General features: G+C 41.8%; 19 protein-coding genes and 1 riboswitch. Of the genes, 17 read left to right on the top strand and 2 right to left on the bottom strand.

Going from position 1 to position 16,180, the window contains the following annotated elements:
• Window positions 1–15: 15 nt before the first annotated feature.
• The gene (locus tag ES017_RS06480; RefSeq protein WP_019417439.1) at window positions 16–933 is read left to right on the top strand and encodes a proline dehydrogenase family protein; all 918 of its coding nucleotides are present in this window, start codon (window positions 16–18) and stop codon (window positions 931–933) included.
• 19 nt (window positions 934–952) lie between these two features.
• Here the strand turns inward: ES017_RS06480 and ES017_RS06475 are convergent, their stop codons facing one another.
• Window positions 953–1,099 (bottom strand): YuzL family protein, encoded by a 147-nt coding sequence (locus ES017_RS06475; RefSeq protein ID WP_009362277.1) that lies wholly within the window; start codon window positions 1,097–1,099, stop codon window positions 953–955.
• Between the two features lie 147 nt (window positions 1,100–1,246).
• Here ES017_RS06475 and ES017_RS06470 point away from each other — a divergent pair, with 147 nt between their 5' ends.
• From ES017_RS06470 to ES017_RS06425, 10 genes are all read left to right on the top strand, one after another.
• Window positions 1,247–3,625, top strand: a complete 2,379-nt coding sequence (locus ES017_RS06470; RefSeq protein WP_075039413.1) for a 3-hydroxyacyl-CoA dehydrogenase/enoyl-CoA hydratase family protein — start codon at window positions 1,247–1,249, stop codon at window positions 3,623–3,625.
• Between the two features lie 12 nt (window positions 3,626–3,637).
• On the top strand, window positions 3,638–4,810 hold the full coding sequence (locus ES017_RS06465; RefSeq protein WP_021093671.1) for an acetyl-CoA C-acetyltransferase: 1,173 nt from the start codon (window positions 3,638–3,640) through the stop codon (window positions 4,808–4,810).
• 15 nt (window positions 4,811–4,825) lie between these two features.
• Entirely contained in the window at window positions 4,826–6,607 is a 1,782-nt protein-coding gene (locus tag ES017_RS06460; protein ID WP_021093670.1) for an acyl-CoA dehydrogenase family protein, read from the top strand.
• A gap of 72 nt (window positions 6,608–6,679) precedes the next feature.
• Window positions 6,680–7,039, top strand: coding sequence for an arsenate reductase family protein (locus ES017_RS06455; RefSeq protein WP_021093669.1), 360 nt, complete (start codon window positions 6,680–6,682; stop codon window positions 7,037–7,039).
• Window positions 7,040–7,096: 57 nt separating this feature from the next.
• Window positions 7,097–7,480, top strand: coding sequence for a glycine cleavage system protein GcvH (gene gcvH, locus ES017_RS06450; protein WP_021093668.1), 384 nt, complete (start codon window positions 7,097–7,099; stop codon window positions 7,478–7,480).
• A 42-nt stretch (window positions 7,481–7,522) separates the two neighbouring features.
• Window positions 7,523–7,762, top strand: a complete 240-nt coding sequence (locus ES017_RS06445) for a YusG family protein (protein WP_021093667.1) — start codon at window positions 7,523–7,525, stop codon at window positions 7,760–7,762.
• Window positions 7,763–7,859: 97 nt separating this feature from the next.
• Window positions 7,860–8,207: a ribonuclease M5 gene (locus tag ES017_RS06440; protein ID WP_021093666.1), complete on the top strand. Its 348-nt coding sequence runs from the start codon at window positions 7,860–7,862 to the stop codon at window positions 8,205–8,207.
• 8 nt (window positions 8,208–8,215) lie between these two features.
• A complete protein-coding gene (locus ES017_RS06435; RefSeq protein ID WP_035062821.1) occupies window positions 8,216–8,485 on the top strand; it encodes a thioredoxin family protein in 270 nt (89 codons plus the stop codon).
• 129 nt (window positions 8,486–8,614) lie between these two features.
• Window positions 8,615–8,914 carry a hypothetical protein gene (locus ES017_RS06430; protein ID WP_021093664.1) on the top strand — a complete coding sequence of 100 codons (300 nt, stop codon included), beginning with the start codon at window positions 8,615–8,617 and terminating at the stop codon, window positions 8,912–8,914.
• A gap of 64 nt (window positions 8,915–8,978) precedes the next feature.
• Window positions 8,979–10,271, top strand: coding sequence for an O-acetylhomoserine aminocarboxypropyltransferase/cysteine synthase family protein (locus ES017_RS06425; RefSeq protein ID WP_021093663.1), 1,293 nt, complete (start codon window positions 8,979–8,981; stop codon window positions 10,269–10,271).
• 39 nt (window positions 10,272–10,310) lie between these two features.
• On the opposite strand, the gene ES017_RS06420 is transcribed toward ES017_RS06425, so the two are convergent.
• Window positions 10,311–10,910, bottom strand: a complete 600-nt coding sequence (locus tag ES017_RS06420; protein WP_004892423.1) for a response regulator transcription factor — start codon at window positions 10,908–10,910, stop codon at window positions 10,311–10,313.
• A gap of 383 nt (window positions 10,911–11,293) precedes the next feature.
• Between ES017_RS06420 and ES017_RS06415 the strand changes: the two genes are divergently transcribed.
• From ES017_RS06415 to sufC, 6 genes are all read left to right on the top strand, one after another.
• Complete coding sequence (locus ES017_RS06415) at window positions 11,294–11,767, top strand: hypothetical protein (RefSeq protein ID WP_004892420.1); 474 nt, start codon at window positions 11,294–11,296, stop codon at window positions 11,765–11,767.
• 321 nt (window positions 11,768–12,088) lie between these two features.
• Window positions 12,089–12,194, top strand: a riboswitch (SAM riboswitch).
• A 75-nt stretch (window positions 12,195–12,269) separates the two neighbouring features.
• Window positions 12,270–13,298 carry a methionine ABC transporter ATP-binding protein gene (locus ES017_RS06410; RefSeq protein WP_171334892.1) on the top strand — a complete coding sequence of 343 codons (1,029 nt, stop codon included), beginning with the start codon at window positions 12,270–12,272 and terminating at the stop codon, window positions 13,296–13,298.
• Window positions 13,288–13,956, top strand: a complete 669-nt coding sequence (locus ES017_RS06405) for a methionine ABC transporter permease (protein WP_171334891.1) — start codon at window positions 13,288–13,290, stop codon at window positions 13,954–13,956. Before ES017_RS06410 ends, ES017_RS06405 begins: the two co-directional genes overlap by 11 nt.
• Before the next feature lie 16 nt (window positions 13,957–13,972).
• Entirely contained in the window at window positions 13,973–14,797 is an 825-nt protein-coding gene (locus ES017_RS06400) for a MetQ/NlpA family ABC transporter substrate-binding protein (protein WP_003398320.1), read from the top strand.
• A gap of 71 nt (window positions 14,798–14,868) precedes the next feature.
• Entirely contained in the window at window positions 14,869–15,213 is a 345-nt protein-coding gene (locus tag ES017_RS06395) for a carboxymuconolactone decarboxylase family protein (protein WP_171334890.1), read from the top strand.
• Window positions 15,214–15,393: 180 nt separating this feature from the next.
• The gene (sufC, locus tag ES017_RS06390) at window positions 15,394–16,173 is read left to right on the top strand and encodes a Fe-S cluster assembly ATPase SufC (RefSeq protein WP_171334889.1); all 780 of its coding nucleotides are present in this window, start codon (window positions 15,394–15,396) and stop codon (window positions 16,171–16,173) included.
• Window positions 16,174–16,180: the final 7 nt, after the last annotated feature.

Below are 16,180 nucleotides of genomic sequence, written 5' to 3'. Positions count from 1 at the left end.
AGGGGGTAAACAACAATGGAACAATTGATGCGCGACTTTTTCTTATTTTTGTCAAAAAACAAAACGTTAACAAAATTGGCGAAGCGGTACGGTCTTCGTTTCGGGGCGTCGCGTTTTGTAGCGGGGGAAACGATTGAACGTGCAGTAGACGTGATTAAAGAACTCAATCGTAAAGGACTAGCGGTCACCATCGACTACTTAGGGGAATTTGTTGATAATGAACAAGAAGCAAATGAAATGGCGAACCATTCGATTGAGGCGATTCGTGCGATTGGTGAAAATAAATTAAATTCACAACTATCGCTAAAAATGACATCGATGGGATTGGACATTTCCGATGAGCTTGTGATGAAAAATATGCGTCGCATTTTAGATGAAGCAAAAGCCCACGGGGTATTTGTGACAATTGATATGGAAGACTATTCTCGTTGCCAAAAAACGATCGATATTTTTAAGCAGTTGAAAAAAGAGTATGACAATGTCGGAACGGTATTGCAAGCATATTTGTATCGCACAGAAAAAGATATTGAAGATTTAAATACGTATCATCCAAACTTGCGCCTTGTGAAAGGGGCGTATAAAGAGTCACCAGAAGTAGCTTTTCCAGATAAAAAAGATGTAGATGAAAACTTTAAAAAGATTATTAAAATGCATTTATTAAATGGCAACTACACAGCTGTTGCCACACACGATGATGCGATTATCGAATACACGAAACAGCTCGTGAAAGAACATAACATTCCAAATGATCAATTTGAATTTCAAATGTTATACGGCATTCGCCCGGAGCGCCAAGAACAATTAGTGCGCGAAGGATATACGATGCGCGTCTACGTTCCATACGGAACCGATTGGTATGGCTACTTTATGCGTCGTTTAGCGGAACGCCCAGCAAATGTGGCATTTGTGTTAAAAGGTATATTAAAGAAATAAAGGTGGGCGCATCCCACCTTTATTCATTCCCCATATTTTCTTTTCCATATTGTTGATTTTGGCTCGTCTTTTTTCCGCCACCATCACGTTCCACTGTTGGTCCTGCATTTCCTTTTACGCTTGCAGCACTTACACCTGCTTTCGATGGGTGTTTTTTCATTTTCATCGCCATTCACCTCCTTTCGTATCATTTCCTAAATCGTTGACAAAATTCGTTACATTTATTTGTTGCGAAAATTTGAAATATAATTTATATTTAAGATAAAGGAAAAATGAATGACCATTCATTCAATCGGGATAAGGGGGAAGGAGAATGCGAATTAAAAAAGCAGCTGTTCTCGGTTCCGGTGTCATGGGATCGGGGATTGCGGCACATTTAGCAAACGTCGGCATTCCGACATTGTTGTTAGACATCGTACCGAAAGAGTTGACAGCCGAAGAAAAAGCAAAAGGGTGGACGCTTGAACATAAACAAGTACGCAATCGCATTGTCAATCAAGCGGTCGAACGTTTAATGAAGCAAAAGCCAGCACCGCTCATGTCGAAAGAAAATTTAGCGTTCATTGAAGTCGGTAACTTTGAAGACGATTTTCACCGTTTAGCAGAATGTGACTGGATTATTGAAGTCGTTGTTGAGCGGCTTGATGTGAAAAAAAGTGTGTTTGAAAAAGTGGATGAAGTAAGAAAACAAGGAAGTATTGTCAGCTCGAACACATCTGGCATTTCCATTGAAGCAATGGCGGAAGGACGCTCGGACGATTTTAAAAAGCATTTTTTAGGCACGCACTTTTTCAATCCGCCACGCTATTTAAAACTACTAGAAGTCATTCCGACAAAGCATACCGATCCATCGGTTGTTGCGTTTATGAAACAATTTGGTGAAAACGTGCTCGGAAAAGGAGTCGTTCTTGCGAAAGATACGCCAAACTTTATTGCCAATCGGATCGGAACGTACGGCTTGCTTGTCACTGTGCGCGAAATGATGAAAGGTGGCTATAGCGTAGGTGAAGTCGATTCTGTGACAGGTCCGTTAATTGGCCGCCCAAAAAGTGCAACGTTTCGCACGCTTGATGTTGTTGGGTTAGATACGTTTATTCATGTGGCCAACAATGTGTTTGAAAAAGTAGAAGGTGAAGAAAAAGAAGTATTTACTGTTCCATCTTTTATGAAAACAATGGTGGAAAAGGGGTGGCTTGGCAGCAAATCTGGTCAAGGATTTTTCTACAAGAAAGGAAAAGACATTTTTGAATTAAATTACGAAACGCTTGAGTATGAACCGACGAAAAAATTAAAGGCACCGTCTGTTGAAATGAGCAAGCAGGCAAAAGGGACAGCGAATAAATTGAAAGCGCTTGTATATGCGAACGATCGGGCAGGGCAATTGCTTTGGAACATTTTAAGTCCAACGTTATTATATTCGGCTGAGCTGCTTGGAGAAATTGCAGATGACATCGTAGCGATTGACCGTGCGATGAAATGGGGCTTTGGCTGGGAGCTCGGTCCTTTTGAAACGTGGGATGCAATCGGCGTGAAGCAGTCTGTTGAAAAAATGAAAGCCGAAGGTCGCCAAGTCCCATCGTGGGTAGAACAAATGTTGGCAAGCGGACATGAAACGTTTTATAAACACGAACATGGCCGAGTATCATATTACGACCGTGGGCAATATAAACCGGTTGAAGAAAACGAAAAAGTCATCCATGTTCAGCGCTTAAAAGAACAAAAAGGGGTCATTAAGAAAAATAGTGGTGCAAGCTTGATCGACCTCGGTGACGATGTGGCGTTACTTGAGTTTCATTCACCAAACAATGCGATCGGTTTTGATATTGTTCAAATGATTAACTATGCGTTAGAAGAAGTTGACCGCAACTATAAAGGACTTGTTATCGGAAATCAAGGAAAAAACTTCTGCGTCGGTGCAAACCTTGCGATGATTTTAATGGAAGCGCAAGATGACAACTATTTTGAAATTGAAATGGTCGTTCGTCAATTCCAACAAGCGATGATGAATATTAAATATAGCCCAAAACCAGTTGTCGTGGCGCCATTTGCGATGACGCTTGGCGGCGGAACGGAAATTTGCTTGCCAGCTTCACGCATTCAAGCATCCGCTGAAACGTATATGGGACTTGTCGAAGTCGGTGTCGGTCTCATTCCGGGTGGCGGTGGAAATAAAGAGCTGTATATTAAACATTTGAGCGGCATGCCGAACGGTGTGGAATTTGATCTACAAAAAGTTGCAAATAAAGTGTTTGAAACCATTGCGATGGCGAAAGTATCAACATCTGCCGCGGAAGCGCGTGAATTGAATTTCTTAAATGCACAAGATGGCATTTCGATCAATGGCGATCATCTCATTCATGACGCAAAACAAGCGGTGTTAGCGTTATATGAGAGCGGATACAAACCACCGGTGCGCAAAAAAATTCCGGTTGTCGGGGAAACAGGCTATGCGACGTTGTTGCTTGGTGCGCAAGGAATGTATCATTCCGGCTACATCTCAGAGCACGATTTAAAAATTGCGAAAAAACTTGCTTACGTTATTGCTGGTGGCAGCGTACCGTACGGAACAGAAGTGGACGAACAATATTTGCTTGATTTAGAGCGCGAAGCATTTTTAAGCCTTGTCGGCGAGCCGAAAACACAAGCGCGCATGCAACATATGCTTGTGAAAGGGAAACCGTTAAGAAACTAAGGGGGGATTGACGTGAAAGAAGCGGTCATCGTTGCCGGAGCGCGTACGCCTGTCGGCAAAGCGAAAAAAGGGACGTTAGCTAACGTCCGACCAGATGATTTAGGGGCGATCGTTGTCAAAGAAACGTTGAAACGGGCAGGAAACTATGAAGGAAACATTGATGATCTCATTATCGGATGCGCTATGCCCGAAGCGGAACAAGGGCTAAATATAGCGCGCAACATTGGGGCGCTTGCTGGCTTGCCATATACGGTGCCAGCGATCACGATTAACCGTTATTGTTCATCTGGATTACAAGCGATTGCATATGCTGCTGAAAGAATTATGCTCGGGCACGCGGATACAATTATTGCTGGTGGGGTTGAGTCGATGAGCATGGTTCCGATGATGGGCCATGTCGTACGTCCGAACGTGAAGCTTGCAGAAAACGCGCCAGAGTATTACATGTCGATGGGGCATACTGCCGAGCAAGTAGCGATGAAGTACGGTGTGACGCGAGAAGACCAAGATGCGTTTGCCGTTCGTAGCCATCAAAGAGCAGCAAAAGCGATTGCAGAAGGAAAATTTGTCGATGAAATTGTACCAGTCGATGTGACTGTCCGTCATATTGAAAATAATAAATTAGTAGAGAAAAAGATAACATTTAGTCAAGATGAAGGGGTTCGCCCAGATACAAATATGGAGACGCTTGCGAAGTTGCGTCCTGCCTTTTCGGTAAACGGAACAGTAACGGCGGGAAACGCTTCGCAAACGAGTGACGGCGCAGCTGCGGTGATGGTCATGGATCACGAAAAAGCGAAAGCGCTCGGTTTACAACCACTCGGTAAATTTCGTTCGTTTGCAGTAGCAGGTGTTCCACCAGAAGTGATGGGCATCGGTCCGATTGCGGCGATTCCAAAAGCGCTTAAGCTTGCGGGACTTGAGCTTTCTGACATTGGCTTAATTGAATTAAATGAAGCGTTCGCCTCACAAGCGATTCAAGTCATTCGGGAACTCGGATTAGATGAAGAAAAGGTAAATGTGAACGGAGGAGCGATTGCTCTCGGTCATCCGCTCGGTTGCACCGGAGCGAAGTTAACGTTGACACTTTTACATGAAATGCGTCGTCGCAACGAACAATTTGGTATTGTCACGATGTGTATTGGTGGCGGCATGGGTGCTGCTGGCGTATTTGAATTATTATAAGAGGGGGAATAAACAATGGAAAAAGCATTACAAATTGCGCAAGGTGGTAGCTTTTTAATTGAAGATATATCGCCAAATCAAGTGTTTACACCAGAAGATTTTACAGATGAACAAAAAATGATTGCGAAAACGACAGAAGAATTTGTCGTTAATGAAGTGTTGCCACAACTTGAGCATTTAGAAAATCATGAATTTGATCGCTCAGTTGCTCTTTTAAAACAAGCAGGCGAACTTGGATTGCTCGGCGCAGATGTGCCAGAAGAATACGGCGGCTTGAGCTTAGATAAAATTAGCTCCGCATTAATTGCTGAAAAAATGGCGCGCGCTGGAGGTTTCTCTATTTCGCACGGTGCGCACGTCGGAATCGGTTCGCTTCCAATCGTCTTGTTCGGAACAGAAGAGCAAAAACAAAAATATTTACCAGCGCTTGCGACAGGCGAAAAAATTGCTGCTTATGCGTTAACTGAGCCAGGTTCTGGTTCGGATGCGCTCGGTGCAAAAACGACAGCAAAACTCAATGCGGAAGGTACGCATTACATTTTAAATGGAGAAAAGCAATGGATTACAAACGCTGGATTTGCTGATGTGTTTGTTGTGTACGCAAAAGTAGACGGTGAACACTTTACAGCATTTATCGTTGAGCGCGAATTCCCAGGCGTATCGACAGGCGCAGAAGAGAAGAAAATGGGCATTAAAAGCTCATCGACGCGCACATTAATTTTACAAGATGCCCTCGTTCCGAAAGAAAATGTACTTGGCGAAATTGGAAAAGGTCACGTCATTGCGTTTAACATTTTGAATATCGGTCGTTATAAACTCGGTGTTGGTGCTGTCGGTGGAGCAAAACGTGCGCTTGAAGTGACGATTCAATATGCAAATCAACGTCAACAGTTTAAAACGCCAATTTCGAAGTTTTCGTTAACACAAGAAAAATTAGCAACAATGGCATCGAAATTGTATGCAGCTGAAAGTTCCGTTTATCGCACAGTCGGTTTATTTGAAGCGCGCATGGGACAATTAACAGATGAACAAGCAAAAGATGGAAAAGAAACGGCAAAAGCGATCGCCGAATATGCGATTGAATGTTCGTTAAATAAAGTGTTTGCGACAGAAATGCTCGATCACATCGTAGATGAAGGCGTACAAATTCACGGTGGCTATGGTTTCATGCAAGAATACGAAATTGAGCGCATGTATCGCGATTCGCGCATTAATCGTATTTTCGAAGGAACGAACGAAATTAACCGCCTCCTTGTGCCAGGTATGTATTTGCGTAAGGCGATGAAAGGTGAATTGCCACTTTTACAAAAAGCACAACAACTGCAAGAAGAGTTAATGATGCTTATGCCTGAAGAAGTAGGCGATGGCGTGCTTGAACAAGAAAAATATCTTGTTCGCAACGCGAAAAAAATTGCTTTAATGATCGCAGGATTAGCGGCTCAAAAATTCGGTCCGAAACTTGAAAAAGAACAAGAAGTGCTTGTAAATATTGCAGATATTGTCAGCAACGTGTATGCGATGGAGTCAGCACTATTGCGTACGGAAAAAGCAATTGCGCAATCTGGGGTTGAGAAAAATAAACAAAAAGTATTGTATACACAAATTTTCTGCCAAGAGGCGTTTAACGAAATTGAAGCGCATGCGAAAGAAACGATCGTTGCTGTGGAACATGGGGACATGTTGCGCATGATGCTATCGGCGTTGCGGAAATTAACGCGCCATACGCCAATCAACGTCATTGCGAAAAAACGTGAGGCGGCAGCAACGTTAATTGAAGCAGAGCGATATGTTGTGTAATAATGGAAGTACCAGACACATCGTCTGGTACTTTCGCTTTGTTATTGTACATAAGGATGATGAGGTGAGAAAATGACGACATTTTATTGGTATCCAAAATGCGGCACATGTCGCAAGGCGAAAAAATGGCTAGATGACAACAACATTTCCGTACAAGCTGTACATATTGTAGAACAGCCCCCGTCAAAAGAGCAGTTGCGGACGTTATATGAAAAAAGTGGGCTTGATTTGAAAAAATTTTTTAATACGAGTGGCATGAAGTATCGTGAACTTGGATTAAAAGACAAATTAAAGACGATGACAGAAGAAGAAATGTTACAATTGTTGTCATCGGACGGCATGTTAATTAAGCGTCCAATCATCACAAATGGAGAGCAAGTCATTGTCGGATTTGACGAACAAAAATATCATGAAATGTTTAAATTGTCGTGAAATCGTGTCGAAAATCGTGTATGATGAAAAGGAAAACAATGTGTTGGAGGGACAACGATGAGCATTCCAAAAGAGCTGCGTTATTCACAAGAACATGAATGGGTGCGTGTCGAGGGGGATACGGTTCGCATTGGTATTACAGATTTTGCCCAATCGGAACTCGGCGATATCGTATTTGTTGAGTTGCCAGAAGTCGGCGCACAACTTACAGCAAACGAGCCATTTGGTAGTGTTGAATCAGTAAAAACAGTATCTGAACTATATGCACCGATCAGTGGCAAAGTGATAGCTGTGAATGAAGAGTTAAACGATAATCCAGAGTACGTGAATGAATCACCGTATGATAAAGCGTGGATGATCGTCATCGAGCCAAGCGATATGAGCGAAGTAGACAACCTACTAACTGCTGAACAATACGAACAAATGATTAATCAAGACTAAAAAACAAATCGCAGGGCACCCTACAACACAGGGGTGTCTTTTTTGTTGAAACAAAAAACAATTGATATTACAAACGATGTTGTTGGGAAATTAAATAAGCATGGAAGTTTTCAGCTGTTTTATGACAACGAATGTGTTGGAGAGTTTGCTCAGGAAACGAACGAATTCAAGCTGAAAAGCGGATATGTAGAACAACAAGGGCGCATTTTGAAAACGGTGACAGTTACTGAACATCCAGATGCGAAATATGTGGATTGCGACACAGAAGGTGGTTGGTGTTAAGGACAGTGGCATCGCTGTCCTTTTCGATTTCATAAAAGGAGAAAAAGTGAACGACAACGAATATAATATACATAAATGAATGTGCAAGGTGATGACGATGGCGATCATTGAAGTGGAAAAAGTGATTATTGTCGAGGGGCGGTCAGATAAAAGAAAGATCGAGAGCATTATTAGTGAGCCAGTAGAAATTATATGCACAAACGGAACGCTCGGTACCGCCAAACTTGATGAATTAATCGAAGCTTTGTATGATAAAGATGTGTACATTTTAGTTGACTCTGATGAGGCGGGAGAAAAATTGCGTCGCCAACTTCGCCGTGAGTTTCCGGAAGCTGAGCATTTATATATTGATAAAATGTATCGTGAAGTTGCAGCTGCTCCGAAACATCATATTGCGGTCGTATTATTAAGCGCAAATATCGATGTACACGCACAATATTTGTAGAAAGTTGTGTGATGATTGTGAAGGTCGTTTATATGTACACGCCATTATGTGGCACATGCCAAGTGGCAAGCCGTATGGTTGATGTGCTTGAACAGTTATTGCCAACTGTCACGTTTGAGCGTCAAGACTTAAATTATGTGCCTGACAAAGCGATCGAATGGCATATTGAAAGCGTTCCATGCTTACTTATTTTTAAACGTGGTAAACTCGTGAAAAAAATATACGCCTTTCATTCCGTTCCACATGTATATGAAACGTTGCGAAAGCTGGCTGAATAAGCCAGCTTTCGACATATTTCTTGGGAAATTGACGAGGAAGGAAGACATTTGTCGAGCAGTTATAGAAGGAACTCACCGTCTTCGTATGGAAACAATGAATACGACAATACATGGGACGGGGGCGGTTGTATGAATATGTTAACACCAATTTTACCAAATGACGGTTTATATATTCAATTGCAATGGGAAAGCGGGCAAATTTTATTAAGCATATCAAAAGAAGGAATTCAACGCGTTGAAAAAGCGAACGAGGATCGGGTCATATCGATTCGTGGTTCCGCACAGGCCATTATGTCACTACTACAAGGATCGTTAAAACTTCAGCAACAACTTCGCTTAAACGAATTGTCCGTCACAGCATCGTTTCGCCACATTTTATTATTAGAGTCAGTTTTCTTTCTTGCTAAACCGTACGATCTTGTTCATTGACGAGCAGTTTTTATCGTGTTAAAATTCAAAATATTCAACAATTATTCGTTCAGGGGGAGAAATGATGAAATTTGAAACGATTGCTGTACACGGGGGACTACAAACCGATCCGATAACGAAAGCGCGTGCGGTACCGATTTATCAGTCAAATGCGTATTTGTTTGATAGCACAGAGCATGCGGCAAACTTATTTGCATTAAAAGAAGCAGGATACATTTACACGCGCATTCATAATCCGACGGTGACCGTATTTGAAGAGCGAGTAGCAAAGCTTGAAGGTGGTGTAGGGGCTTTAGCAGTGGCGAGCGGCATGGCGGCGATTACGATGGCCATTTTAAACGTCGCTCAAGCAGGAGATGATATTGTGTCTGCTTCCACGCTGTATGGAGGGACGTACAATTTGTTTGCAAATACGTTACCGAAATACGGCATTACAACTCATTTTGTCGATCCAGCTAACCCAGAAAATTTCCGCGCTGCAATTACACCGAAAACGAAAGCTATTTTTGCGGAAACGATCGGCAATCCGAGTTTGCATGTGTTAGATATTGAGGCGGTTGCAAACATTGCCCACGAAGCAGGTGTCCCGCTCATTATCGATAATACGTTTGCGACGCCGTATCTTTGCCGTCCGATTGAACATGGAGCAGACATTGTCGTTCATTCTGCGACGAAATGGTTGCTTGGCAACGGGACGACGCTAGGAGGCATCATTGTCGACGGTGGAAAGTTTGACTGGAACTCGCCAAAGTTTCCAGCGTTTACGACACCAGATCCGAGCTATCATAACCTTATCTATGCAGACATCGGAGCGGCAGCGTATATTGTGAAAGCACGTGTGCAGTTGTTACGTGATTTAGGACCAGCCATTAGCCCGTTCAACGCCTTTCAATTTAATTTAGGGCTTGAAACGTTGCACGTGCGCATGAAAGAACATATTGAAAACACAAGAAAAATTGTTGCATATTTAGATAATCATCCAGCTGTCCGTTGGGTGTTGTATCCTGAACATGACAACCATCCAGCGAAAGAGCTAGCGAAAAAATATATGCCAAAAGGGGCAGGAGCAGTCGTCGTTTTTGGCATTCAAGGGGGAAGGGAAGCAGGAGCTGCACTTATTAACAATGTGAAGCTTTGGTCGCATGTGGCAAACGTTGGCGATGCAAAAAGTTTAATTATTCATCCGGCAAGCACAACGCATCAACAACTAAGCACAGAAGATTTACAAGCATCTGGTGTAACAGAAGATATGATTCGTTTATCGGTCGGCATCGAAAATGTGGATGATTTAATCGAAGACTTAGAACAAGCGATTGAAGCGGCGACAGGGGTACGGTCGATGTATTCGCGGGTGTAAATATGAAAGGTGCTAGTTAGATTTTTCGACTAGCACCTTTCATTTTATGAGTTGTAACCGCAGCGCTTCGGCAACCGCTCCTGTTCGTGACGAAACTCCTAATTTTTCGAAAATAGAAGAAAGGTGACGTTCCACTGTTCGTTTGCTTATCTTTAGCCGTTCGCTAATTTGTACACTCGTTTGATCATCTGCCAACATTTGTAGTATATTGATTTCAATGTTTGTTAAACCATGCTTTGTTGAATACATAGTTTCACTATCCACCAAAAAATATTTTTCTCCTTCGTTGCTGTATCGGATCATATGTGCTAAATGAGTGGAAACTTTTTCTTTTGACAATACGACGGATACACCTGCCTCATGCGCAGATAAGGCGAGCGGTGGATAGTTGCATAGCATAATGACATTTATTGTGGGGTATATTTCCTTCGCATTTTTTATCCAGCCCAATGCTTTTATTATGTGCATGTGCACATTTATCACAATGACATCTGGTACATGTATATGTATGAAAGTATCTAGTGAATCGATACAAGAACAAGAACCGATAACTGTTATATTGCTTTCGTTTTCCAACAATTTTTTCAACCCAAGCAAATAGATAGGGTCAGAATCAATAAGCAATGTACGAATAGCCATGCAATTTCCCCTCCACTTTTTTACTAGATTCTACTTCATTTAATAAACTTTGTCATTTATTTTGAAGAAATTGGCGGATTTTCGCCAAAAAATTGGCGGAAAATACGGATTTTTTTCTTTTCTATTTTTGGTAAAATGAAAATAGCTGATCAGCTATTTTTGGGAGAAGAAGCGGAGGAGTATGAGCAATGTATAAGTTGAAATAAAGAACGTCCGATTTTTATACAATATGTTGTACCTATGGTGAGTAATCAGCTAAATAAAAATTTCTGCTTATATTCATGATACCGATGTTTAACTGGCGCTAATGTACAAGTCTATCTCATTATGGACAAGTAGCGGAGAACTAGCATTACAATTGGACTATGTGAGGAGAGAAAATAATGAAAAGTAAATTTAGAAGGCTTATTTTAGTTGCTACCCTAGCACTAACTGCTACTCTGTTATTAGATGGTTTTTTTGGGTCGTTAATTACTACTGAAGCTAGTACGCTCCCGAAACGAGTATATAAAGAGGGGAATGTAACAATTACAGTTACTCCTGCAGTAGGGAGTTCAATGGCAAAATTAAGCAATTCAAAATCAAAAATTGCTCCACTTGATACGATTGTCCGAGGAAATAAAGAAACAAAAACGGTTCAGAGTATGTATGGTACAGTGACGATGACAGTTACGTACGATCGAAATCTAACGACTAAGACTTCTACTATTACGGGGATTTATTCTTTAGTAAATACAGATTCTTACTTGAAATTAGTTGATAAATGGTATACATCTAGTGTTGCACAAGCTGACTACTATGACTCCTTTCATAAAGTGTACGTAACGATTAGAATTACAAAAGAAGAATGTAATTAAAGGGTCCGTTTGGCATGTAACTATGTATGCCTACAATTGGAAAGTTTAACTTCATTTTTTGAACTGAAGAGGCTGATCTGAAACGCTAATGCGTGCTGGGTCAGTCTTTTGCATTTTAACAAAGCGGTGGGTTGTTCGTAGCCCGACATCCGAAGAGTAGCGATTTCTCATGCTATATATTCCGTTCACTTGATTATGAAGGGGAAATAGTTGAAAAATTTTTATTGACACCGTCCTTCTTTCGATGATATACTCACTTTCGTAATTTAAAATGATCCTCAAACATATTAAAACGTTAACTGAATAAAGCGTTTAAAAGCGCTCTTATCAAGAGAGGTGGAGGGATGTGCCCGATGAAACCCGGCAACCGTCAGCGCTGCTGAAATGGTGCCAATTCACACAAAGCGTTTGCTTTGAGAGATAAGAGACAGAACGGACGATTCGCGCCTTTCTGTTCTCTTGAGCAGAAAGGCTTTTTTCATGGAAGGAAGGTGACAGCAACGTGATTACATTATCGAATGTAACAAAAGTGTACAAAGCAGCAAGTGGACATGTGACCGCTGTTGATCGTGTGAACTTGCATATTGAAGCAGGAGAAATTTTTGGCATTATCGGCTATAGCGGTGCAGGAAAAAGTTCGCTCATTCGGTTATTAAACGGATTAGAAAAGCCAACGAGCGGCGAAGTCATCGTCGATGGCAAGGAGATTGGAAAAATTGGCGGAAAACAATTGCGACAAGCGCGCCAGCAAATCGGCATGATTTTCCAACATTTCAATTTACTTTGGTCGCGAACAGTGCGCGAAAATATTGCATTCCCCCTCGAAATTGCCGGCGTCCCGAAAGAGGAGCGAATGAAGCGCGTTGATGAACTAATTCAACTTGTCGGACTGCAAGGAAGGGAAGACGCGTATCCGTCGCAATTGAGCGGAGGACAAAAGCAGCGCGTCGGCATTGCACGCGCGTTAGCGAACAATCCGAAAGTGTTGTTGTGCGACGAGGCGACGTCAGCGCTCGACCCACAAACGACAGATTCCATCTTAGATTTGCTCGTCGACATTAATAAACGTCTCGGTTTAACGATCGTATTAATCACCCATGAAATGCACGTCATTCGTAAAATTTGTGATCGTGTAGCGGTCATGGAAAACGGAAAAATCGTTGAAATGGGTGAAGTGCTTCACGTGTTTCGTAAGCCGGAGCAGCCGATTACGAAGCGTTTCGTTCAACAAGTAACTGAGCCGGAAGAAACGAAAGAAGCGATGTTGCATCTTCTTGAGCGATATCCAAATGGAAAAGTTGTACAGCTTACATTTGTCGGCGAAGCGGCTGAGCAACCGCTCATTACACAGCTTATTCGCCAATTTAATCTAAATGTGAATATTTTGCAAGGAAAAATTTCGCAAACGCATCACGGTTCATACGGGGTGTTGTTCGTTCATTTAGACGGTGCGAATGAAGAAATCGAGCGAGCGCTCGCTTTTATTCGCCAGCAAGAAGTTGGAGTGGAGGTGTTGGCGAATGTGGAATGAGCTATTTCCGAACGTCGTTTGGGATAAAATATGGGCGGCAACAGCGGAAACGTTATATATGACAGCTATTTCAGTTGCGGCGACGTTTGTGCTCGGCATTTTGCTTGGATTGTTACTCTTTTTAACGTCAAAGGGAAACATATGGGAAAATCGTATCATTAACAGCGTTATCGCATCGTTTGTTAACATTTTCCGTTCGATCCCGTTCATCATTTTAATTATTTTACTCATCCCGTTTACTAAGTTTGTTGTCGGTACGATTCTTGGTGCCAATGCGGCACTGCCGGCGCTCATTATTGGAGCGGCTCCATTTTATGCGCGCATGGTTGAAATTGCGCTTCGTGAAATTGATAAAGGAGTTATTGAAGCGGCAAAAGCGATGGGAGCAACGACAACGACAATCATCTGGAAAGTGCTCCTCCCTGAAGCGCTTCCTGCCCTTGTATCCGGAATTACCGTTACAGCGATCGCTCTCGTTGGCTATACGGCGATGGCGGGAGTTGTCGGTGCTGGGGGGCTTGGGAACTTAGCTTATTTGGAAGGATTCCAGCGTAACAATAACGATGTGACGCTCGTTGCAACAGTGCTCATTTTAGTCATCGTCTTTATCATTCAGTTTGTTGGTGACTTTGTCACTTCTAAAATAGATAAACGATAAAAGGAGGAAAAAACAAATGAAAAAATGGCTCTCTTTACTTGTTGCTGCCATGATCGTTTTCGCGCTCGCTGCTTGCGGAAACAATGAAAGTGCAGAGGAAAAAGCGAACAAGCTTGTCATCGGTGCATCAAACGTACCACATGCAGAAATTTTAGAAAAAGCAAAACCAATTTTAAAAGAAAAAGGAATTGAACTAGAAATTGTGACGTTCCAAGATTACGTGTTACCAAACAAAGCATTAGCGGATAAAGAGTTAGATGCAAACTATTTCCAACACATTCCTTATTTAGAAGCTCAAATGAAAGAACATGGCTATGACTTTGTGAATGCAGGCGGTATTCATATTGAGCCGATTGGCGTATATTCAAAAAAATACAAAAGTCTTGAAGAGCTACCAAACGGTGCAAAAATCATTATGAGTAACTCTGTTGCTGATCACGGTCGTATTTTATCGATGCTTGAAGAAAAAGGACTAATTCGATTAAAAGAAGGTGTCGATAAGACGAAAGCAACAATTGATGACATTGTTGAAAATCCGAAAAATTTAGTATTTGAAGCGGATGTTGAGGCAGGATTGCTTCCGCAAGTGTATAAAAATGATGAAGGAGATGCGGTATTAATTAACGCCAACTATGCGTTAGATGCCGGTTTAGATCCAGCAAAAGATCCGATCGCTGTCGAATCGCCAGAAAACAACCCATACGTGAACATTATCGCGGTTCGTAAAGGTGACGAAAACCGTAAAGAAATTCAGACGCTTGTTGAAGTGTTGCAATCAAAGGAAATTCAAGACTTCATTTTACAAAAATATAATGGTGCTGTTATTCCAGCAACGAAATAAGGATGTCCATTCGGGCGTCCTTTTATATTTTCTCGAAAACGACGCATGATAAAAAGGAAGGAGGAGTGCATATGTCGATGGAACAATGTTTACACGAATATAAGCAAGGGTTAGGCACGTTCACACAACAAATGCCTCATGTTGGACGAGCGTTTAACGCATTTACGGAAGCTTGCTTCGCCGAAGGGGAGCTATCAAAAAAAGAAAAACAGCTCATCGCACTAGCGATTAGTGTCGCTAAACAAGATGAATATTGTACCATTTATCATACGAAAGGGTGCATCGATGAAGGGGCGACAGAGAAAGAAATATTTGAAGCGTGTGCTGTCGCATCTGCTTTAGCTGGAGGGGCGACGATGAGCCAGTCCGTTACGCTCGTTCGACAATGTGTCGATGAATTTACTCGCATGCATTAAAGGGTAGGGGTTCCCTACCTTTTTTACATATGTGATAAAACGAGCAAACTTTTGAAACAAAAAAGTATCAAAATGCTTGCAATAAGGTTGCTAATACTTTTCATCTGTTATAAAATTGTAATGAGAATAAAGTGAGAATTACGTTTTTATGAACATAAGTGAAACTGGAGGTATTTTTTTATGGCAACATTAACGATTAAAGATCTTCACGTTGCAATTGACGGGAAAGAAATTTTAAAAGGGGTTAACCTTGAAATTAAAGGCGGCGAGTTCCATGCGATCATGGGACCGAACGGAACGGGAAAATCGACATTATCGGCGGCGATTATGGGCCATCCAAAATATGAAGTAACAAAAGGGAGCATTACATTAGACGGTGAAGACGTATTAGAAATGGAAGTAGATGAGCGTGCTCGTGCTGGTCTCTTTTTAGCCATGCAATATCCGAGCGAAATTAGCGGTGTAACGAATGCTGATTTTCTTCGTTCAGCGATTAATGCACGTCGTGGAGAAGGAAATGAAATTTCATTAATGAAATTCATTCGTCAGCTTGATGAAAAAATGGCGTTTTTAGAAATGAATCCAGATATGGCTCACCGCTACTTGAATGAAGGGTTCTCGGGCGGGGAGAAAAAGCGGAACGAAATTTTACAACTTATGATGTTGCAGCCGAAAATTGCTATTTTAGATGAAATTGATTCCGGTCTTGATATCGATGCATTAAAAGTTGTCGCAAAAGGTGTAAATGACATGCGCAATAGCGACTTTGGCTGTTTAATCATTACGCATTATCAACGATTGTTAAACTACATTACACCAGATTACGTACATGTCATGATGCAAGGACGTATCGTAAAATCAGGCGGTCCAGAATTGGCGCAACGTCTTGAAGCTGAAGGATATGACTGGATTAAAAAAGAGCTAGGCATTGAAGATGAAGTCGTTGAGCAAGAAGCGTAAGCGTTAG

Origin of the sequence: Anoxybacillus sp. EFIL (assembly GCF_013096955.1) — a bacterium.
Lineage (GTDB): Bacteria > Bacillota > Bacilli > Bacillales > Anoxybacillaceae > Anoxybacillus > Anoxybacillus ayderensis.
Note: the sequence above shows the minus strand (reverse complement) of the source record. Positions and strands in the feature narration are given on the sequence as shown.